The sequence below is a fragment of the Duganella sp. HH101 genome (assembly GCF_001758795.1).
GTDB classification, from domain to species: Bacteria; Pseudomonadota; Gammaproteobacteria; order Burkholderiales; family Burkholderiaceae_D; genus Rugamonas; species Rugamonas rivuli.
In genome coordinates this window covers 160445-181832 of the sequence record NZ_LRON01000002.1, presented here as the reverse complement: position 1 = coordinate 181832, position 21388 = coordinate 160445, and the positions used below count along the sequence as shown (strand labels likewise).

General features: G+C 63.7%; 15 protein-coding genes. 4 read left to right on the top strand and 11 right to left on the bottom strand.

Annotated features, from left to right (window positions below; genetic code table 11):
- Positions 1-6 precede the first annotated feature (6 nt).
- The gene (locus DUGA2_RS03620) at positions 7-792 is read right to left on the bottom strand and encodes a TorF family putative porin (RefSeq protein ID WP_070267248.1); all 786 of its coding nucleotides are present in this window, start codon (positions 790-792) and stop codon (positions 7-9) included.
- Positions 793-1025: 233 nt separating this feature from the next.
- On the opposite strand from DUGA2_RS03620, the gene DUGA2_RS03615 reads away from it, so the two are divergent.
- Complete coding sequence (locus DUGA2_RS03615; protein WP_070267247.1) at positions 1026-1934, top strand: ABC transporter substrate-binding protein; 909 nt, start codon at positions 1026-1028, stop codon at positions 1932-1934.
- A 6-nt stretch (positions 1935-1940) separates the two neighbouring features.
- On the opposite strand, the gene DUGA2_RS03610 is transcribed toward DUGA2_RS03615, so the two are convergent.
- The 10 genes from DUGA2_RS03610 to puuE all read right to left on the bottom strand — a co-directional run bounded on the left by DUGA2_RS03610 (position 1941) and on the right by puuE (position 17823).
- A complete protein-coding gene (locus DUGA2_RS03610; protein ID WP_070267246.1) occupies positions 1941-3008 on the bottom strand; it encodes a S1/P1 nuclease in 1068 nt (355 codons plus the stop codon).
- Positions 3005-4231: a phospholipase D-like domain-containing protein gene (locus DUGA2_RS03605; protein WP_070267245.1), complete on the bottom strand. Its 1227-nt coding sequence runs from the start codon at positions 4229-4231 to the stop codon at positions 3005-3007. Before DUGA2_RS03605 ends, DUGA2_RS03610 begins: the two co-directional genes overlap by 4 nt.
- Positions 4232-4239: 8 nt before the next feature.
- Positions 4240-5967, bottom strand: coding sequence for a bifunctional UDP-sugar hydrolase/5'-nucleotidase (locus DUGA2_RS03600; RefSeq protein ID WP_070267244.1), 1728 nt, complete (start codon positions 5965-5967; stop codon positions 4240-4242).
- Between the two features lie 187 nt (positions 5968-6154).
- A complete protein-coding gene (locus DUGA2_RS03595; RefSeq protein WP_070267243.1) occupies positions 6155-8548 on the bottom strand; it encodes a TonB-dependent receptor in 2394 nt (797 codons plus the stop codon).
- Positions 8549-9150: 602 nt separating this feature from the next.
- Positions 9151-10626 carry an adenosine deaminase gene (locus tag DUGA2_RS03590; RefSeq protein WP_070267242.1) on the bottom strand — a complete coding sequence of 492 codons (1476 nt, stop codon included), beginning with the start codon at positions 10624-10626 and terminating at the stop codon, positions 9151-9153.
- Positions 10627-10642: 16 nt separating this feature from the next.
- Positions 10643-11950: a guanine deaminase gene (guaD, locus tag DUGA2_RS03585; RefSeq protein ID WP_070267241.1), complete on the bottom strand. Its 1308-nt coding sequence runs from the start codon at positions 11948-11950 to the stop codon at positions 10643-10645.
- 28 nt (positions 11951-11978) lie between these two features.
- The gene (xdhC, locus tag DUGA2_RS03580) at positions 11979-13037 is read right to left on the bottom strand and encodes a xanthine dehydrogenase accessory protein XdhC (RefSeq protein ID WP_070267240.1); all 1059 of its coding nucleotides are present in this window, start codon (positions 13035-13037) and stop codon (positions 11979-11981) included.
- Between the two features lie 10 nt (positions 13038-13047).
- Positions 13048-15381 (bottom strand): xanthine dehydrogenase molybdopterin binding subunit, encoded by a 2334-nt coding sequence (xdhB, locus tag DUGA2_RS03575; RefSeq protein WP_070267239.1) that lies wholly within the window; start codon positions 15379-15381, stop codon positions 13048-13050.
- An 11-nt stretch (positions 15382-15392) separates the two neighbouring features.
- Positions 15393-16862 (bottom strand): xanthine dehydrogenase small subunit, encoded by a 1470-nt coding sequence (gene xdhA, locus DUGA2_RS03570; RefSeq protein WP_070267238.1) that lies wholly within the window; start codon positions 16860-16862, stop codon positions 15393-15395.
- A gap of 7 nt (positions 16863-16869) precedes the next feature.
- Positions 16870-17823, bottom strand: coding sequence for an allantoinase PuuE (gene puuE / locus DUGA2_RS03565; RefSeq protein ID WP_070267237.1), 954 nt, complete (start codon positions 17821-17823; stop codon positions 16870-16872).
- Between the two features lie 109 nt (positions 17824-17932).
- On the opposite strand from puuE, the gene uraH reads away from it, so the two are divergent.
- From uraH to DUGA2_RS03550, 3 genes are all read left to right on the top strand, one after another.
- Entirely contained in the window at positions 17933-18286 is a 354-nt protein-coding gene (gene uraH / locus DUGA2_RS03560; protein WP_070267236.1) for a hydroxyisourate hydrolase, read from the top strand.
- Between the two features lie 43 nt (positions 18287-18329).
- Positions 18330-19859 carry a tetratricopeptide repeat protein gene (locus DUGA2_RS03555; protein WP_070267235.1) on the top strand — a complete coding sequence of 510 codons (1530 nt, stop codon included), beginning with the start codon at positions 18330-18332 and terminating at the stop codon, positions 19857-19859.
- A 213-nt stretch (positions 19860-20072) separates the two neighbouring features.
- Complete coding sequence (locus DUGA2_RS03550) at positions 20073-21362, top strand: HlyC/CorC family transporter (RefSeq protein WP_070267234.1); 1290 nt, start codon at positions 20073-20075, stop codon at positions 21360-21362.
- Positions 21363-21388 lie beyond the last annotated feature (26 nt).

Sequence of the window (21388 nt, the reverse complement as noted above, 5' to 3'; positions counted from 1 at the left end):
GAAAAGTCAGAAGGTTCGGGTCAGCGCCAGTACCAGCGTGCCGTCGGCCGGATTCGATGTCTCGATCACGCCGGCGGAATTGGGAATGCCCAAGGTGTAGTTGTCGTAGGCGTTGGTCTTGCCGTGCGCCTTGGTGTAGGCCGCCGATACGGCCCATCCCGGCGCCAGCACCTTGGTGACGCCGGCCTTGTAATCGCGCCAGCTCCACGCGCTGTTGTTGGCCACGCGGCCATGGCCGAAGTGCAGGTTAAGCGTGTACCCGTCGCCCAGTTCGACGTTGGCGCCCAGGTCCAGATAACCCGTGCCGCGTGCGTTCTCGATGCCGAAGAACTCTTTGGTAAACGTGTAGTTGTATTTGGCGTAGGCGAATTTGTAGGTCAGCCCTAACGCCAGCTCGCCGTAGTCGTACGTGGTGTGGGTGGCGCGGATTTCAGCGCCCGGATATTTGTAGTAGTAGAAGCCGGCGCTGTAGCCCACATCGCCGGCAGCGCCGGTATAGGCGCCGTATATGTCCCATTCCAGCGAGCCGTTTTCGACGAAGCGGTTGCTGACGTTGGACAGCCAGGTGCCGGCGGAAAAGCCATTCGGTCCTGCATAATCGAAGCCGCCCTGTAATGCGGGCTTGCCCCAGGTCTGGCGGAATCCGCGCGAGATATACTGCGACGCCAACGTGACGTTGGCGGTGAACGGCGACGCCGCGGGCGCCGGTTCGGCGGAGGTCTGTGCCACTGCTGGTGCGGCGGCCGCAAAGGCCAGCGCGCTTGCTACGCTTATGCAAAATGCATGCTTCATATTTCGACACCTCCGACTACGTTATGGAACAGGGAAACAACCTAACGGTGCGGCGGGGGCTGGGCCGGCATTGCAGCTTTAGAAACTGCGCCTCTAGCATAGTCATGTTGATGCGGCAAAGTCAATTGGACAGGGACGAGACGGAACGATCCGTTGTTATGCCACCGCGCCGAAAAATTTGGTGCAGCGCCACAGGGCATGGCACACTAGCCATTTCACAGGGCACGGGCGGTATGAAGCGGAACAGGGGCTATGGATTGCGGGGAGCGTGGCGGGCATTGCTGCTGGCATCCTGCCTGCTTGCGGCGCACGGCCGCGCAGCCACCCAGCTCACCTACCCGCTCACCAGCGACGGCATCGACAGCCGCTACGACTACGATTGGGCCGTGCTGCGCGCGGCGCTGGAAAAGACCACGCCGCGCTACGGCGTATTCGAGCTGCACCAGTCCACGGTGGCGATGTCGCCGCCACGCGTGGTGCAGGAGATGTCATCGCCTTCGGGACGCATCAATATCTTCGTGCGAGCCACTACACCGGAGCTGGAGCGCCAGTTCCTGCCGGTGCGCCTGCCGGTGGACCGTGGCCTGCTGGGCTACCGGCTGCTGCTGATACGCGGCGCCGACCAGCCGCGCTTCGCCGGCGTCAAGACCGCCGCCGACCTGCGCCACCTGCGCGCGGGGCTGGGCCAAGGCTGGGCCGACATCCCCATCTTCCAGCGCGCGGGCGTGCCGGTGGTGGAAGGCAGCAGCTACGAGGGCCTGTTCGCCATGCTGGAGGCGGAGCGCTTCGATTTCTACTCACGCTCGGCCGACGAGGCGATGCGCGAATTCCAGGAACGCCACGACGCCCATCCGCAGATGGCGGTGGAACAAACGCTGCTGCTGCACTATCCGCTGCCGCGCTACTTCTTCGTGCGCCGCGATGCCGAGGGCAGGCTGCTGGCCAAACGCATCGAGACCGGCATGGAGATGATGATCAAGGATGGATCGTTGAACACGCTGTTCCAGCGCTACAAGGGAGACTTGATCAAGAACACGGCCATGCACAAGCGCCGCGTCATCAACCTCGCCAATCCCAAGCTGACGCCACAGACCCCGCTGGCGCGCGCGGAGCTGTGGTTCAATCCCCTCACAGGCAAGTAAGCCGGTCTAAGGCCAGATCGCCTTCAGCACGGCGGCCAGGTTGTATCCACCCTGGATCAGCTGCGTTTTGGCGGCGGCCGAGCTGGGGACAGGATAGTCGTCCGGCACCGTCAGCGCCCACACGTTATAGACTTCGCCGGTCTTGCTGGTCTGCTGGCCGATCGCGCCCGCCGTCACGCCGGCATGCGCCAGCTTGGCCACGGCCAGCGACTGGTCGGCCCAGGCATACGGCCAGCTGATAGCATCGCCGCTGTTGGCGGTAACGGCCGGCTTGCCGGCGATCGCCAGTTGCGCAAACTCCTGCGGCGAGCGAGCGCCCACACGGCGGAACACATAGTTCACCACCGTCGTGTCCCAATACGAATGGAAGGGACGCGTGGTCTGCGGCGCGCGCGGCGGCGTGCCTGATGCGGCAGGCTTGTCCTCCGGCGGCGCGGCCGGTATCAACTGCGCGCTGTTGGCGCTCAACTTGACATCGTCCAGCAGCAGGTTGTTGCCGCCGCGCGCGTCGAACATATTGACCGCATCGATCTGCGCCTGCTTCTGCGGCACCACGAAGGCGCCGTTCTTGTCCACAAACGCCGCGCCCACATGCAGCGGCTGCACCACGTCGCCGGCCAGGTGGGTCAGGATCAGCAAGGCCTGGCGCGGCGTGAAGCCGTGCGGGTTGCTGATCTTGTCGCCCTTGCCCTGCAGCGTGGCGATGCACTGCTTGAGGGTCTGCACGATGTCAACATCGGCCGTGCCGGCGTCATGGTCGTGGTAGTGCGCGTTCTGGAACGGCACGTCGGTGTAGTGGTACTCGGCGTGCTGCGGGTTGGCGGCGACATAGGCCAGCATCTCCTCGCTCTGCGGGCCGCAATACGTACCCTTGACGCAGTCGGCCCAGATGGAGACTTTTTCCAGGCTCTCGCCAGGCAGCAGCAAGGCCTTCACGCGCTGCCCCGCATTGCTGCCCTGGATCAGCTGATCGGCGATGGCGCCGACGGCGCGGTGGCCATCGTTACCCCATGCGTGGGCATTGAACGAGACGAAGGCGCTGCTCAGCGCCACGGTTAAAACAAGCTTATTCATTCAGGGCTGCCTTTGGCGGGTTTCGGGTATTTCTTGTTGATGTCCAGCGGCTGCGCGTACTGCGAGCTCCAGGTCTGCTCATGCAGCGCGGCCAGGCGCTGCGCCATTTTCTCGTTGCGCATCACCACTTCCAGGTTGCGCGACAAATCGAAGTAGCCGCCGCTCCAGTTGCTGGTGCCGACCCACGCGACCTGGTTGTCGATCACCATGGTCTTGCTGTGGATGACGCGCGCAAACGGAATGAAGCCGCTGGCGGCGGTTGGCAGCGTCACCACGCGGATTTCCACATTCGGCAGCACGGCCAGGCTTTTCAGGTAGACCTGCGGCAGTTCTTCCAGGTTCCAGTTCGACACCATCAGCTTGATCTTAACGCCGCGGTTGGCGGCGGCGCGCACCGCGTTGTCGATCACGGCGTAGTAAGGGCGCGTGCCTTTCGGGCCGTAGCTCAGCGGCGCGTAGTCCAGCAGCTGCACCCGCACTTCGCTCTTGGCTTCGGCCAGCAGCGCCGGCAGGCCCGCTTCGGAATCGCCGACGCCGGCCGGGTTGAACTGGTTAGGGCTGGACAGCAGGAAGGCGCCCTGGTGGATGTCCGGCGTGGTGGCCTTGACGTTCAGCGCCGGAGCCACTTGGCCCTGCGCGGTGATCGCCTGCGCGCGCCAGTCCTGGTTGAACACCGACAGCACCTGTCCGACGATCTTCGCATCGGTGATGCGCAGGCCGGTTTCGTGGATATGCTCGAACGAGCGCCAGTCGAAGTTCTGGCTGCCGATGTAGGCGGTCGCACCATCCACCACCAGGTACTTTGCGTGCAGGATGCCGTTGCCGGTCAGCTTGTTGAAATCGATGATGCGCAGTTCCAGGTTGGGTATCGCCTTCAGCTGCTCGATGGTGGCCTTGTCCGACAGGCCGACGCCCTTCTGGTCCAGCAGGAAGCGGATCTTGACGCCGCGCTTGCCCGCCGCCGCCAGGCGGTCGATCACCGTGTTGAATACACTGCCCTCGTGGCCCACCACATAGAACTGGCCCAGCACGATCTCGCTTTTGGCGCCGTCGAACAACTCCTTCCAGACGGTGGCCGGGTCGCGCACGTCGCCGCTGCGCAGCGGCGTTTCCACCGGCGCGGTCTGCACCAGCTCAAAACCCGGGATGGAAAACTCGGCGCGCGCAGGCAGGGCCGACGCCAGCAGGGCTGGCAGCAAAACGGAAAGTAAAACGCGACGCATGGTGACTCCTAAGGTTGTTGCAGACGCTTGATGCGCCCCTGTGTTTCGCTGCGGCCGGCCGGCTTGCCGTACTGCTCGCGCCTGGTCAGATAATCGGTCAGCGCATCGATATCGCGGATATTGGTCTCGGCGCGGTTGGCGCCCAGGGTGAAGGCCGGGAAGGCGTCGCCGCCCTCGGCCAGGAAGTTGTTGACCACCACGCGGTAGACGGTGCCGTTCTCGATCGGCACGCCGTTCAGCATCAGCGTGTCGGCCAGCACCTTGCTGCCCTCGCCCCGCCGTGGATCCCAGGTGTAGCTGAAGCCATCGGACACCTGCAGCAGGCCGCGCGTGATATCGCGGCCGCCGTGCCATTGCTGCTCCAGCAGCTCGCGGATCTGCGCGCCGCGCAGGTTCATCACCACCAGCGAATTCGTGTACGGCAGCGCCGCCAGCAGTTGGCCGACGCTGACGCGGTTGCCCGCGCCGCTATCGAGGTCATGCCGCAAGGAGCCGTTGTTGACGAAGGCGATCTGCGCGCCGTACGGACGGCCCGCCGCCAGCGTGGCGTCCGTGACCAGGTCGCCCAGCGCGGACTCGCCGTCGTCCTGCTTCTCGCGCGGCACGCTCGGCACGGCCAGCGCCGCCACCGGACGCGCCAGCGCGCTGGCGCTGCGGTCGCGCACCGTTTTCAGATAGGCGTCCAGCGCCGGATTGGCCGGCCAGGTCCCGGGGACCATCACCTCCTGGCGCGCGCTGACGTCGCGCAGCGTATTGCTGGCGGTATCGACGGAGAGCTTGATGCGCGACAGGACATGGCCGCCCATGTCGGACTGCGTCACCAGCCGCCCGTCCACGCGGCACAGGTAGCCTCGATGCGAATGGCCGCTGACCACCAGCCGGATCGCCGGATCGAGGCGCTTGACCACGTCGACGATAGGGCCGGTCAGATGGCTGCATTCCTGCTGGTCGAATTTATCGGTGGTGCGCCCGCCCTGGTGGATCAGCACCACGAACACGCCCACGCCCTGCTTGCGCAGTTCCGGCAGCTGGCGGTTGATGGCGTCCGCCTCGTCGACGAAGTCCAGGCCGGCGATGCCGGAGGCCGGCGCCTTCTCGGTGGCGTCGCGCAGCACCGCGCCGATGAAGCCGATCTTGACGCCGTGCGCCTGTTCGATTTTATATGCAGGCAGCAGCGGCTTTTTCGTCACCATGTCGATGACGTTGGCGGCCAGGTACTGGAACTTGGCGCCGCCGTAGGGGTTCTCGAATTTGCAGGCCTTGTCGGCGCGCGGCGAATTGCAGCCGCCCTTTTGCTGGCGCAGCAGCTCCACCCGGCCGGCGTCGAATTCATGGTTGCCGACCGAGCTGGCGCGCAGGCCCAGCAGGTCCATCGCAGCGATGCTCGGCTCGTCGGCCCACATCGACGAAATCGCCGGGCTGGCGCCGATCAAATCGCCGGCGCCGACCAGCAGCAGCTCGGGATCGGCCTTGCGCCAGGCTTGCAGCGCGGCGCCCAGCGTGTCGATGCCGCCGGCGACGATGGTGCGCGCTGCGCCGCCGTTGGCGCTGTCGAGCAGATATTTGCTCGCTTCGATATTGCCGTGGAAATCGTTCAGCGTCACCAGTTCGATATCGGTGATGCCCGGCTGCGGCGCCGGCTTGAACAGGGTGCAGGAAGACAGGACCAGTGCGGCGCAGGCAGGCAGGACCAGCACGGGCCGCAGCGCGCGCGCCGGCAGGGAAAGCTTGTTCATCTAACGTTACTCCGGATTCGGCAGCCGCCCTGATGGCGGCGGCCATATGCGAACGTCGCGCGCGGCGCTCGCATATGGCCGGATCGAAAACAACCCGGCCCGAAAACGACAACAGGCCCGAAGGCCTGCCTGTCAGATAAGGTCTGGTACGTACACCGAAGTGCGGGCACCAGACCGGTATCTTAACTTAGAAGTCGACGCGCAGCGTAGCCGACACGAAGCGTGGAGCGCCCAGGTAGTAGAACACGTTCTTCGCCGTGACGCCTGGGTAGGCGGTGGCGTTGGTCACGGACTGCGACGATGGGTTGCGGTACTGGCGATCGGTCAGGTTGGACACGTTCAGGGTCAGCTTCGGATTCTTGAAGAACTCGCCGCTTGGGAACTGGTAGCCAGCGTCGAAATCAAGCGTGGTGTAGCCAGGAACCAGTTCGTCGTTAGCCAGGGTCGCCTGCTGGTTGCTGGTGACTTTAGCTTTCAGACGGGTGTACCAGCTGTTGGTCTCGTACGAAGCCGACAGGCCGCCCTTCCATTTCGGGGTCAGTGGGAACTGGTTGCCCTTGGTTGGCAGGTAGATGCCTTTACCGGCCTGCAGGTCTTCCTTGATCTCGCTGCTGCTGTAACCCAGCGAAGCGTAGAACGACCAGCCGTTGACCGGGGTGTTACCCGCTTCAACTTCGAAGCCCTTGTTCTTCACCTTGCCGACGTTGGTCAGCGTGGAGGTTTGCGAGCTTGGGTCGAAGGCGGTTGCCTGGCGATCCTTGAAGTCGCTGAAGAAGATGGTGGCCTGGGTGGTGATGGCGGTCGTCTGGTGACGGTAGCCCATGTCCAGGTTCATCGAGGTTTCTTGACGCACGTCGCCCAGCAGGGTCGGGATATTGTTGATCAGCGACAGGTTGCCGTTGGTGGTCGAGTACACGAAGTTAGGCGGCGCCTTCATGTTCTTGGCCAGGCTGGCGAACAGCTGGTCGTCGTTGGTGATGCGATAACGCAGGCCCAACTGCGGCAGCACGGTCGAGTAGGTCTTGTTGTAGCGATAGGTGACGCCCGAGTTCGGCGAGGTCTGCACCGTGCCTTCGTTGGCGTAGTTGGTGAAGTCGCGCTTGACGTGCGGCGTGCGCAGGCCAACGTTGATGGTCAGCTTGTCGTCGATGAAGGTGGCGGTGTCCTGGATGAAGCCCTGGAACGCGGTCGAGATGCTCTTCCAGTCGCGCGATTCGTACGGCGAACCGTCCGGACGCGTCACCAGGCCGTCGCGCAGCCAGATGTCGCTGGTGTTGCCGTTGTTGTCGACTTTTTCCATCGGACCGGTTTGGCGGTGGGTCGCGCGCTCGTACCAGAAGCCAGCCAGGATCTGGTGGTTGTTCCAGTTGTGGGTCACGGAGATCGAAGCACCAGGACGCTGGGTGCGGGTGATCGAGCTGTTGTAGACCCAGACTTTATCCAGCGTGTCGCCGTCGCCGTTCAGGTCGACGCCGACGAATTTGCCGGTGGCCGTGTTCAGGAAAGCATTTTCCTGTTGCAGTTTTTGCTGCACGCCGCCGGTGCCGTAGCCGTACCAAACGTAAGGCAGGAACTTGATGTCGGTGTTTTCGCCGATGCGGAACTTGGCGGTTGCCGAAGCAATCACGTTCTCGAACGGACCCATCGCCAGTTTGTAGTAGGAGTCGGCGTTGTTCTGTGCCGGATCGCTGACTGCCTTGCCTGGGCTCGCTGGTGCGTGGCCGATGAAGGTGGTGCTGTAGTCGTAGTAGTAGCCGTTCTTGTTCAGGTCGGCCAGGTTGAAGGTGCTCAGGTTGTTGTTGAACTGACGGTTGTACAACACGGTACCGTGGATGTAGTTGAAGCGATCCCAGTCGTAGTTGAAGCCGATGTCCATGTGCTTGCGATTGGCTTCGCCAGCGCCTTTCCACTTGTCAGCCTTGGCTTGCGAAACCGAGATGAAGACCTTGGCCTTGTTATCCCAGAAGCGGCCGGTGTCGTAGCGCAGATAGGTTTTGAACATGCTCAGCTGACCCAGCGACTGGGCTACGCGGAAGCGCTGCTTGTCTTCTGGTTCGCAGGTGGTGATGCCGAAGTTACCGCCGGTGGCGCCAACTTGCGGGGAGTCGACGTCGGTCGAACCCTGGGTCACGAAGGTGGTGCAGGTGTTTTCCTGGTCGACGTATTCTTGTGGGAATACGGCGAAGTTACCCGAGTCGTTCACTGGAACGCCGTTAATGGTCGCACCGATCTGGTCGCTGTTGAAGCCGCGCAGGGTCAGACCGCCGCCGAACAGGCCGGTCGCGTCGTAGCCGTAGGTGTTCACTGCTGGCAGCAGGGCCAGGGCGTCGTAGGCGTTGCCGGTAGGACGCTGTTTCGCCAGTTCCTCGGCGGTAACGGTCGAACGTGCTTTTGGCACGTCTTCCTGCACCATCAGGCCCATACCGACTTTGCGGCCGGTAATGGTCACGGTTTCGGTGGCTGGCTTGGCGGCCGGAGCGGCGTCGGACTGTGCGAACGCGGCGCCCATGCAGACCATCTGGCAGGCCAGAGCGACCAGGCTCAGACGCAGCTTCGGATTGTGTTTAACGGCGGATTGCATTAAGGGAACTCCCAGTTTATGTAAAAAAATTTATTGTGTTCTTCGATGCCTTGAACCGGACGGGCTTGTGGCCTTCGGTCACATTCTTGACACAAAGTGCCCATGACATCACAAAATTGTAACCAGTAAATATTTCATCAACATGACAAGAAGTCAGTTGATCAGACCGTCACGTTCTTGTCTGACTGACATTTGCATGCAACACCCTCAAAACTGCGGCAAAGTTGGCAGTTTGTAAGCATCTCAAACAACTATGCATCAGCAAAAAATGTGTGACAAATACGATTTACTTTAGGGATTTATACGAAAGCGATATAAATGGGGCGCTGAACCGCGCAGGTTTCGCTCTGTAAGCGAGGCGCATCTTTAAGGGGAGCATTATAGTTGACGGTTCGCCGCTTGAAATAAATTCATTCGGAAAACGCACAAAGCTGGTGCAGGCTTGCCCGCAGATGTCGCAATGTTGCCACACTTTAGCAGGAGTATGACAAAGATGACAAGCCGCGCAAAAGCGGCTTGAGGGGGAATTAGATTTGTAACACTAATTTTCTCGTCGCGGCAACGCAACATCCGGGACCGGCCACGCCGGCCCCGGAGCAAACTCAGCGGCCCTTGGCGATCGGGGCGGCGGCGATCGCGGCCTCGAATTTGGCGAACTTGCCATCCAATGCCTTCAATAAACGTTGTTTATCGGCATCCGCCAGGAAGGAGTAGCGGATGCTGTCGTAGGACAGTTTCTTGATCTCGGCATAGTTCGGCTTGTAACGGGCGGCGTACAGCACGTATTCGCCGGACAGGTTGTTGCGCGACACGCCGGCATCGTCGGTGGACAGCACGAAGGGCACGCCGTATTTGCGGTACAGCGTGACCGGATGGGCCTCGCCCTTGACGCCCAGGATGAACTGGTTGCTGGTCAGGTTGACCTCGACCGGTATCTTATTGTCATGCATTTTTTTCATGATCGCCAGCGAGCCGGTCTCGTGGGCGATGTCGATGCCGTGGCCGATGCGGCTGGCGCCGGCGACGTCGATGGCGTGCTTGATGTGGAAGGTCAGGCCTTCCGGCGGCACGACGCCGAGCGCCAATTCGCCCGCATGCAGCGCCAGTTTCACGCCCGGCTGTTTGGTTTTCAGGAATTTAAACATCTGCATGTGCAGCGCGTAGTCGTGCATCGAGACATTGACGCTCTCCTGGCCGACGATGTTGACGCCGACGATTTTCGGATGCGAAGTGGCCAGTTTGAAGCTCGACACCATCTGCGAAAACACCTGCGACGGCGTCAGGAAGCGCAGCGCGAACGGCTGGTAGCGCATCGTGAAGTTGTCGTCGTCGATGCCGACGCTGGCGGTGTTGACGTTCTCCAGATAGGACTTGATCCAGCCCTGGAAGGCGCCATTGGTCTCCAGCTTGGCGGCGTAGCTGGCCAGGTCGGCGTCGGTGATGCCGCCGGCCGCGGCCTTGCGGTCGAAGTCGGCATCCTGCGCCATCGGCGCGATCTCGTAGATGGTCTCGATATAACCCAGGTTTTCCTGGATGGCGCGCTGCTTCAAGCGCTGCAGGCCGTCGGCCGCGTTGGTCGAGGCCACCGGGCCGAAGAAGCCGAAGGTATCGAAGAACTGGCGGTCCGGCGGCGATTGCAGCGCGCCGTGGTTGGTGAAGTCCTTGTCGGACCAGCGCTGCAGCAGGTTGGCCAGCACGCTGTTGTTGTTCATCACATCCTGGCCGGACAGGCAGACGCGGTCGGCCAGCGGCTTGGCCTGCTCGGCGGCGGTGTCGGCCTTGTTGGTGTCGATCAGATAGGTGTTCTTGTTGACGCAGAAGCCTTCCTTGTCCACCCACTCCAGGTACTGCTCGGCGTAGATCGCGCCGGAGTAGTGGTGGTGCAGGTCGCCGCCCTTGGGCATCATGGTCAGGAACATCGTCAGCTCGGCCGTCTTCGGTTCCGGGCCCGCGACCAGCGCGGCGAACTGGCGCTTGGCGCTCTCCTCGTTGCTGGCCGCTTGCACGCCGTGCGGCAAGGCGCAGAACAGGGCGGCGGCGATGGCAACGGCCTTCAGGCTGGCGATATTTTTTTGCATGAGTCTTCCAATGTGATTAAGTCATTACGCGGGCGTGCACCTGGCGGCCGGCCGACCAGGTCGCGGCCACCGCACGGTCGTCGCCCAGCAGCGCAAGCGCGAACAGCAGCTCTTCCAGGCTCTCTCCGCGCGCGGTGCGCCGTTGAAGCAGCGGCGTGGCCTGCGGATCGAGCACGATGAAATCCGCCTCGGCGCCGACGGCGAAATTGCCGATCGTGCCTTCGAGCTGCATGCTGCGGGCGGCGCCCAGGGTGGCCAGGTAGAACATCCGCAAGGCCGGCAGGTAACTGCCCTTCAGTCGCGCTACTTTATAGGCTTCATTCATCGTTTGCAACATCGAGAACGAAGTGCCGCCGCCCACATCGGTCGCCAGCGACAGCAGCACGCCCGCCCGGTCGGCACGTTCGAAGTCGAACAGGCCGCTGCCGAGGAACAGGTTGGAGGTCGGGCAAATGGCGGCGGCCGACTGCGTTTCGGCCATGCGTACGCGGTCCTGCTCATTGAGCCAGATGCAGTGGCCGTACATGGCGCGCGGCCGCAGCATGCCGTAGCTGTCGTAGACGTCGATGTAGCTGCGCGAGTTGGGGAACAGCTCGCGCACCCACGCGCACTCGGCTTCGTTTTCGGAGACGTGGGTCTGGATGTAGGTATCGGGATAGGAGCGTGCCAGTTCGCCGGCCAGCTGCAGCTGTGCTTCGGTGGACGTCGGCGCGAAGCGCGGCGTGATCGCGTACAGCGCGCGGCCGCGTTTGTGCCAGCGCTGGATCAGCGCCTCGGTATCGCGGGCGCTGGATTCAGCGGTATCGCGCAGGAAGTCCGGGCAGTTCCGGTCCATCATCACCTTGCCCGCCACCATGCGCAGGCCGCGCTGCTCGCTGGCGGCGAAGAAGGCATCCACCGACTGCGGATGCACGGTGCAATACACCATGGCGGTGGTGGTGCCGCAGCGTAGCAGCTCGTCGAGGAAGAAGTCGGCCACGCCGGCAGCGTGGGCCAGGTCTTCGAACCGGCGCTCGGTCGGGAAGGTATAGGTCTCCAGCCATGGCAGCAGGCCTTCCGCCGGCGAGGCGATCATGTCGGTCTGCGGGTAGTGCACGTGGGTGTCGATAAAGCCGGGCATCAGCAGCTTGCCGCTGTAATCGTGCAGTTCGGCGCCGGGAGGTAGCGTCGCATGCAGCGTGGCGTAGTCCCCGGCCGCCTGCACCTTGCCGTCGGCGACGATCAGCAGGCCGTCTTCATGCCAGACATGCGACTGCTCGCTGAACGCCGGATCGGCGAGAAAGTGCAGCAAGCTGCCGCGGTAGGCTTGCAAAGTGTTAGGCATAACGATGTCCTGAAGAGGAATGCTGATTCTAACGCGATGCGGCCAGGCGCACCGGCACGGTGTCGTCGAGCGCGGCGATCTGCTGCGCTTCCCACACCATCAGCAATTGCGCGCAGACGGAGGCGGCTATCGCGGCGGGCAGCTTGTTTGTGATGCCGGCGATACCGATCGGGCAGACCATGGCGGCTATGCGCTCTTGCGGCAGGCCGCGCGCGGCCATGCGCCGCTCGAACTGCACGCGCTTGGTCTTCGATCCGATCAGGCCGAACCAGCCGACGTCGGCGCGCGACAGGATCGCTTCGCTCAGGCGCTGGTCAAGCTCATGGCTGTGGGTCATGACCAGATAGCTGGCCCCGGCGGGGGCGGCGGCCACCAGGGCTTCCGGCGTATCGGTGGCTTCGACTGCGACGTTGGCCGGTACCGATTGCGGGAACATGTCCTCGCGTTCGTCGATCCACGTCACGGTGCAAGGCAGTTCGCCCAAGATGCGCACGATGGCCGCGCCGACATGGCCGGCGCCGAACAGCAGCAGGTGCGCGCGCGGCGCCAGGCAGGGATCGGCCAGCCAGCGACGGCCGGCGGTGTCGCGCAGGATGTGGGTGCCGCGCTGGTGGTCGATGACGGGGAATGCAGGGCCGAATGCCGCCGCATCGCCGGAGGCGCCCGTGACCACGGCGCCATCGGCGTCAAGCAGCAGCGAGACGGGCGTGCCATCGATGGCGCTGATACGCCAGCTGTCTTCACGCCAGCGCTTGCGCAAGCTTGCCATGATATCGGCCAGCGATGCGTCGATCAATTCGAAAGCGAGATGCACCACGCCGCCGCAGCACTGCCCCAGCGTCGGCCCGAGTGCGTAACGCTCCAGCCGCGCAGGCACGCCCTCGCCCGTCCTGGCGGCGCTTTTCAGCATGCTGCGGCCGACATCGACCGTGCACATTTCCAAATGTCCGCCGCCGATGGTATCGACCTGGCCGCCAGCCGTGACCAGCATGCGCGCGCCGGGCTCGCGAGGACCGGAGCCCTCGACGATCGCCACCGTCACCAGCACCGCCGGTTCCGCCATCACGGTTGTCAGCCACTCGTTCATGTCGATATCCTCACGCCGCGAATTCCACAGCGGCGATCGCGCGCAGTATCTCTTCGCTGGTCGCCGGAGCGTTCAGCGGCGGATTCACGCGATGGCCGCCGACGCTGGAAATCGCATCGCGTATCGCAAAGAACACCGAGAACGGCAGCAGCAGCGGCGGCTCGCCGACCGCCTTGGAGCGATGGATGCTGTCCTCGACGTTGCCGTTGTCGAACAGCCGCACGCGGAAGTCTTCCGGGCAGTCGGACACGCCGGGAATCTTGTACGTCGACGGCGCATGCGTCATCAGCTTGCCGGCCGGGTTCCACCACAGCTGCTCGGTGGTCAGCCAGCCCATGCCCTGTATGAACGCGCCCTCCACCTGCCCCAGGTCGATGGCGGGATTGAGCGAACGGCCAGCGTCGTATAAGGCGTCGGCGCGCAGCAGCTTCCATTCGCCGGTCAGCGTATCGACCACCACTTCGGAAACGGCGGCGCCATAAGCATAGTAGGAGAAAGGATGGCCGTTCATCGTCTTCGGATCCCAATGCAGTCCGGGCGTGGCGTAGAAGCCGTCGGACCACAGCTGCACCCGCGCCAGGTAAGCCTTCTGCACCAGTTCAGGGAACGGCACCACATGGCCATTCACATGCACGGCGTTGTCGAAGAACTGCACCGGCACACCATCCTCGTCGCCATACAGCTTGATGGCAAAGGCGGTCAGGCGTTCGCGGATCTGGCGCGCGGCATCTTGCGCCGCCTTGCCGTTCAAGTCCGCACCGGTGGAAGCGGCCGTCGCCGACGTGTTGGCGACCTTGCTGGTATCGGTGGCGGTGGCGCGCACATGATCCAGGTCCAGGCCCAGTTCATGCGCCACCACCTGCATCACCTTGGTGTTGATGCCCTGCCCCATCTCCGTGCCGCCGTGATTGACCAGCACCGAACCGTCGACGTATACATGCACCAGAGCGCCCGCCTGGTTCAGGTGGGTGACGTTGAAGGCGATGCCGAACTTCAGCGGCGTCAGCGCCAGTCCTTTCTTCAGCACGGGACTGGCGGCGTTGTAGGCTTCGACGGCTGCGCGGCGCGCGCGGTATTCGCTGGTCTGCTCCAGCTCCGCCGTCAGCGCCTCGATCACGTTGTCGACGATCTCCTGGCCATACGGCGTAACGTTGCGTTCAGTCTTGCCATAGAAATTCAGGCGACGGATATCGAGCGCGTCGCGGCCCAGGTTGCGGGCGATTTCGTCGATGATGTATTCGATGGCAATCGCGCCCTGCGGGCCGCCGAAACCACGGAAGGCGGTATTCGACTGCGTGTTGGTCTTGCCGCAGCCGGCGCGGATGTCCACGTCCGACAGGTAGTAGGCGTTGTCGAAGTGGCAGACCGCGCGCGTCGCTACGGGGCCGGACAAGTCGGCCGAGAAGCCGGCGCGCAAGGTCATGTCCACCTTGGCGGCGACGATTTTTCCGCTGTCGTCGTAGCCGACTTCGTACTCGTAGAAGAAGCAGTGGCGCTTGCCGGTGACGAGCATGTCGTCATCGCGGTCGGCGCGCAGCTTGACCGGACGGCGCAGCTTGGCCGCAGCGATGCTGGCCGACGCCGCCCACAGAGCCGACTGCGATTCCTTGCCGCCGAAACCACCACCCATGCGGCGGCACTCCACCAGCACTTTATGCGAATGCACGCCCAGCGCATGGGCCACCACGTGCTGCATCTCGCTTGGGTGCTGGGTCGAGCATTGCACCAGCATGCCATGGTCTTCCTTAGGGATCGCATAGGCGATCTGGCCTTCCAGATAGAACTGCTCCTGGCCGCCGACGAACAGCTGGCCCTTGACCACGTTGGGCGCGTTTTCGAACGCTGCCTGATAATCGCCGCGCTTGAGCTGCATCGGCGGCAGCACATACGACTGCGCGGCCTTGGCCTCCTGCGGCGTGAAGATGGCCGGCAGTTCATCGTAGGCGACCACTGCGCGGCGAGCGGCGCGGCGGGCGTTGTCGTGCGTGTCCGCGACGACGATGAAAATCGGCTGGCCGACATACATCACCTCGCCCGCACTGAGGATAGGATCGTCGTGGATGATCGGGCCGCAATCGTTGGTGCCGACGATATCCGCAGCGGTGTAGACCGCCACCACGCCGGGCGCATTGCGTACCGGCGTCAAGTCCATCGCATTGATGCGCGCATGCGCCTTGGACGACAGACCCAGCGCCGCGTGCAGCGTTCCTTGTAGTTCCGGGATGTCGTCGGTGTAGGTGGCTTGTCCGAGCACGTGCAGCTCGGCCGATTCGTGCGGACGGGCGACGCCGACCGCCTTCCACGCCTGCGCGGCGAGCAACGAGGGAGCGACTGGTTGATTCATGATGGCTCCTTTCAGGCGCGGCAGGCGAAGGCGTTGACGGCATCGGCCGCCAGCGGCGCGTCGGCACGGGTTTCGAACCAGAAGCGGCGCAGCAGATTCTGCGCCGTTTGCATGCGGTAGGTGCTGGAGGCGCGCATATCCGACAGCGGCGCGAAATCCTGCGCCAGCATGTCCATCGCTACGCGCAGATTGGCTTCGTTCCAGCGCAGGCCGTTCAACGCGGCTTCCGCGCGCGGTGCGCGGCGCGGCGTGGCGGCCATGCCGCCGAAGGCGATGCGGGCATCCACGACCACGTCGCCATCGAGCTTGAACGCGAATGCGGCGCAGACGGCCGAGATATCCTGGTCGAAGCGCTTGGCCAGCTTGTAGGTGCGGAACTGCACGCCCTCGCGCGGCAGTGGCACACGCACGGCAGCCACGAATTCGTCGGGACGCATATCCTTTTTCTGATAATCGAGATAGAACGCTTCCAGCGGCATGACACGCTCACCGGCTGGACCGCGCAGCACCACCTCGCTGCCGACGGCGATCATCCACGGCATCGAATCGCCGATCGGCGAACCGTTGGCGACGTTGCCGCCCAGCGTGCCGGCGTTACGGATCGGCAGCGATGCGAAGCGCTGCCACATCTCGCCCAATTGCGACGGATACAGGCGGCACAAGGCTTGATACGCATCGTTGAGCGTAACGCCTGCACCAATGTTTAGCATGCCGTCCGCTTCAACCAAGGTTTGCAGCGCGCTCACGTGGCCGACGTAAATAATGTCGCCCAGGTCGCGCATCTGCTTCGTCACCCACAGGCCGACGTCGGTGGAACCCGACAGCAGCGTGGCTTTCGGATGGGCGGCGCGCAGCGACACCAGTTCGTCCAGCGTGCGCGGTGCGTGGAAGCTCTGGCCGTGCGCGGTGTAGCTGCTGCCGGCGTCGCGCTGCAAGGTGCGCAGCTGTGCGGCCAGCGCGGCGCGGTCGAAGCCGGCCCTCGGCAATTCCGTCATGCGGTGTGCGGCGTCGATGATGGGGCGGTAGCCGGTGCAGCGGCACAGATTCCCGGACAGGCAATCGTCGATCTCCTTGCGCTGCGCGGGCTGGCCGTCCTTGTCGAGGTACATGCCCCACAAGGACATGACAAAGCCCGGTGTACAGAAGCCGCATTGCGAACCGTGGCATTCCACCATCGCCTGCTGCACCGGGTGCAGCGTGCCGTCGGGCTGCTGCAGGTCTTCCACGGTAAACAGCGCCTTGCCGTCCAGCGTGGGCGCGAACTGGATGCAGGAGTTCACGGCCTTCATCTCCAATTGGCCGGCGGCGTTCAGGCTGCCGACCACCACGGTGCAAGCGCCGCAATCGCCTTCGGCGCAGCCTTCCTTGGTGCCGGTGCAATGCAGATCCTCGCGCAGGTGCTGGAGCACGGTGCGCGTAGGCGCGGCGCCGGAGATTTCCTGTACTGCGCCACGGTAGTAAAAGCGTATCGGTTCGGACATCGTGACCTCAGCCTGCGTATGGATGGGTTTTGCGCCAGTGCTCGGCGATATCGATGCGGCGGGTGATCCACACATTATCGTGCTTTTGCACGTAATCGAGGAAGCGCGCCAGCGCGGCGGCGCGCGCCGGGCGGCCGACGATGCGGCAGTGCAGGCCGATCGACAGCATCTTCGGCTGGTTCAAGCCGGCCGGGTCGCCCTCGGCGTACAACACATCGAAGGCGTCCTTCAGGTAATCGAAGAACTGCGTGCCGGAGTTGAAGCCCTGCGCGGCGGCGAAGCGCATGTCGTTGGTGTCCAGCGTGTACGGCACGATCAGCTGCGGCGCGGTGGCTGCATTACCTTCGGCGTCCGTGTAGTCGACCTTCTGCCAGAACGGCAGATCATCGCTGTAGTTGTCGGCGTCGTAGCGGAAGCCGCCGTGTTCCACCACCAGGCGCTTGGTCTGCGGCGAATCGCGGCCGGTGTACCAGCCCTGCGGCGCGCTGCCGGTCAGCTCGCGGATGATCTGCACCGCTTCCTTCATGTGGGCGCGCTCGGTGGCTTCGTCCATGTTCTGGTAGGTGATCCAGCGTAGGCCGTGGCAGGCGATTTCATGGCCCAGTTCCTGGAAGGCGGCCACCGCCTCCGGATGACGTTTGAGCGCCATCGCCACGCCGAAGACCGTCAACGGCAGCTTGCGTTCCTCGAACATGCGCAGCAATCGCCACAGGCCGGCGCGCGAGCCGTACTCGTAGATCGATTCCATGCTCATGTGTCGGTTGCTGAACGACGCGGCGCCGATGATCTCGGACAGGAAGGTCTCGGAACCGGCGTCGCCGTGCAGCACATTGTTTTCGCCGCCCTCTTCGTAGTTCAGGACGAATTGCAGGGCCACGCGGGCACGGTTGGGCCATTGGGCGTGAGGCGGCTTCGGGCCGTAGCCGATCAAGTCGCGCGGATAGTTGTCGTATGTAGTCATGGCGCTGGCTAGTCTATGAGGAATATATCTGCAATCATATATGCGTAGAACGGCATCGGTATATGATTTGTCCAATAGATACTTATTACCTACCGATATAGGACTTACCATGGGCAAGCTTAGTACACACGTTCTCGATATCACTGCCGGCAAACCGGGCGTCGGCGTCAAGGTGGCTTTGTACGCCGTGACCGCGCAGGGCCGCGAGTTGCTGAAAACCGACGTCACCAACGCCGACGGCCGCTGCGCCGTGCCGCTGCTGGAAGGCGCGACCATGAAGCCGGGCAAGTACGAGCTGGTATTCGGCGCCGGCGCCTACTTCTCGGCGCAGGGTGTGGACTTGCCCGAGCCGCGCTTCATCGACGAGGTGACGCTGGCCTTCGGCATCGCCAGCGCCGACCAGAACTACCACGTGCCGCTGGTGGTCTCGCCGTGGGCGTATTCGACCTATCGCGGCAGCTGATTTTCAGCCGTTCGGGTGCCGCATCGGCTAAGATGCGCGCACCATGAACGAATCCACTTCTGCGCTGACCGCGTCCTTTCTGCAACAAGCCGTCGAACTGCACCAGCAGGGACGGCTTCAGCCCGCACAGGCCTTGTACCGCCAGGTGCTGGAACTCGAACCGCACCAGTTCGATGCGCTGCATCTGCTGGGCGTGATCGCGCGCCAGCAAGGCGACGTACAGACGGCCATCGCACTGATCTCGCAGGCCATCGAGGTCGATGGCGCGCAAGCCAAGGCGCATTGCAATCTCGGCGTGGCGCTGCTCGACGCCGGCCGCGCCGACGAAGCGCTGGCCAGCCACGAACGCGCCATCGCCCTGCAGGACGACTACGCCATGGCCTGGAGCAATCGCGGCAACGCGCTGCGCCGGCTTGGGCGGCTCGACGAAGCGCTGCTCAGTTATCAGCGCGCGCTGGCGATCCAGCCTTCCTATGCCGAAGCCCACTGCAACCGCGCCATCGCGCTGCAGGATCAGGGCCGCTATCTGGACGCGCTGAGCGCGGCCGAAGACGCCCTGCATATCAAAGACCGCTACGCCGACGCCTGGTTCGCACGCGGCAATGCGCTGCACTGCCTGCGCATCCTGCCGGAGGCGGTGGAAAGCTTCGACCGCGCCATCCATCTGCGGCCGCAATGGGCCGAGGCTTACAACGGCCAGGGTGCGGCCTTGCAGCGGCTGGGGATCTTCGATGCGGCGCTGGACAGCTACGACCAGGCGCTGGCGCTCAAGCCGGACTACGCGCTGGCCCACTACGCACGCGGCAACACGCTACGCTCGATGCAGCGCAACGAGGAAGCCGTGGCCGCCTACCGCGCGGCGCTGGCGCATGGCGACAATCCAGAAACCATCGCCTTCGCGCTGGCCTCGGTGGGCGCGGGCGAGACGCCTGCCGTGCTGCCGCAGGAATACGTGCGCTCGCTGTTCGACCAGTACGCCAATCACTTCGACCAGCATCTGGTGGAAGTGCTGGACTACCAGACGCCGTCCTATCTGGACGGGCTGATACGCCGCACCATCGCCGCCGATACGCTGGCAAATAGCCTGGATACACTGGACCTGGGCTGCGGCACCGGCCTGTGCGGCCCGTATCTGCGGCCATACTCGCGCAGCCTGGCGGGCGTCGACCTGTCGCAGCAGATGCTGGACAAGGCGGCGGAACGCGGCCTGTACGACAAGCTGGCCTGCGCCGACCTGACCACCTATCTGAACGGCCAACAAGACTCCTGCGACCTGGCGGTGGCGGCCGACGTCTTCGTCTACATCGGCGACCTGGCGCCGGTGTTCGCCGGCGTGCACCGCGCGCTGCGTGAAGGCGGCCACTTCTGCTTCTCGGTGGAAGCGGGCGAAGGCGCCGACTACGCGCTGCGCCCATCGAACCGCTACGCCCACACGCAGCAGTACATCGAGCGCCTGGCCGCCGCCACCGGTTTCCGGGTGCAAGCCGCCGAACCGCTGACGGCCCGCCAGGAAAACGGCGCCCCCACCGCCGCCCTCGCCATCATGCTGCAAAAACCCTGGGGTCAAGTCTGACATTTGGACACGAACTCAGCCCTAGGCGGCCTCCACGGCTGGGCTCGTGTCCGAATGTCAGACTTGACCCCCAGCTAAGATAGGCAAACTTGCATCGGAGGCGGGCTTGCCTTAGAATTCGAAGCTCTGTGGCCGCGTTTTGGGCCATGCCGTCTGGGCCGGTGCAGTGATCAGGCCGACCAGTTTCCCATGCAAGATTCTTTACGGTGACTCTTGGATACCGTGCCGTTTTGGGCGCAACTTCTTGCGCTCGCCCTCCTGATACTGTGCTCGGCCTTCTTCGCCATGGCCGAAACCGCGCTGATGGCGGCCAATCGCTATCGCCTGCGCCATATGGCCAAGCGCGGCAGCCGCCGCGCCATCACCACCCTGTGGCTGCTCGACCGCACCGACAAGCTGCTGTCGCTGGTGCTGATCGCCAACACCCTGATCAACGCCATGGCCACCGCTCTCGTGACGGCCATCGCCATCCAGTCCTTCGGCCATGACGACAACGTCATCACCATCTCCACCGGCGTCGTCGCCTTCCTGCTGATCGTGTTCGCCGAGATTTCACCCAAGGTCATCGGCGCCACCTTCCCGGAAAAGATCGCCCTGCCCACCAGCGTGGTGCTGAAACCGCTGATGGCGCTGGCCAAGCCGGTGATCTGGTTCGTCAACCTGTTCGTCACGCTGGTGCTCAAGCTGTTCCGCATCAAGGCCGGCGCCCACGCCCACGATGCCCGCCTGTCGCCGGAAGAGCTGCGCTCCATCGTGCTCGAAGGCGGCAACTTCATCCCGCAAAAACACAAGAGCATCCTGCTCAACCTGTTCGACCTGGAAACCATCTCGGTCGAGGACATCATGACGCCGCGCTCGCAGATCGAGGCGCTGAACCTGGAACTGACGGTCGAGGAAATCAAGCGCGAGCTGACCACCTGCTACCACAACAAGCTGCCCGTCTACGAAGGCGAGATCAACCGCATCATCGGCATCCTGCACGTGCGCAAGGCCGTGGCCCTGCTGAACCAGGAAGACGAGCTGACCGTCGAGCACTTCCGCGAGCTGCTGACCACGCCCTACTTCATCCCGCAAGACACCGGCGTCTTCACCCAGCTCCAGTACTTCCAGGAGAACAAGGAACGCCTGGGCATCATCGTCGATGAATACGGCGAAGTGCAGGGCCTGGTCACGCTGGACGATATCATCGAGGAAATGATCGGTGAGTTTACGACATCGATGCCCGGCGCGGCCCGCGCCGACAGCTTCGGCTGGTCCGAACAGGGCGAGTGCCTGCTGGAAGGCGCGACCGCGCTGCGCGACATCAACAAGCGCCTCGGCCTGGCCTTCCCGCTGGACGGCCCCAAGACCTTGAACGGCCTGATGCTGGAGCTGTTGCAGGAAATACCAGACGCGCCGATCAGCATCAAAGTTGCCAACTGCATCATCGAAGTGGTGCAGGTGCACGACCAGGCGATCAAAGTCGTCAAATTGATACGCCCCTCCGGCAAGCGCGTCCACTAAACGGCGCACTGCTGCGGCAAACGCAA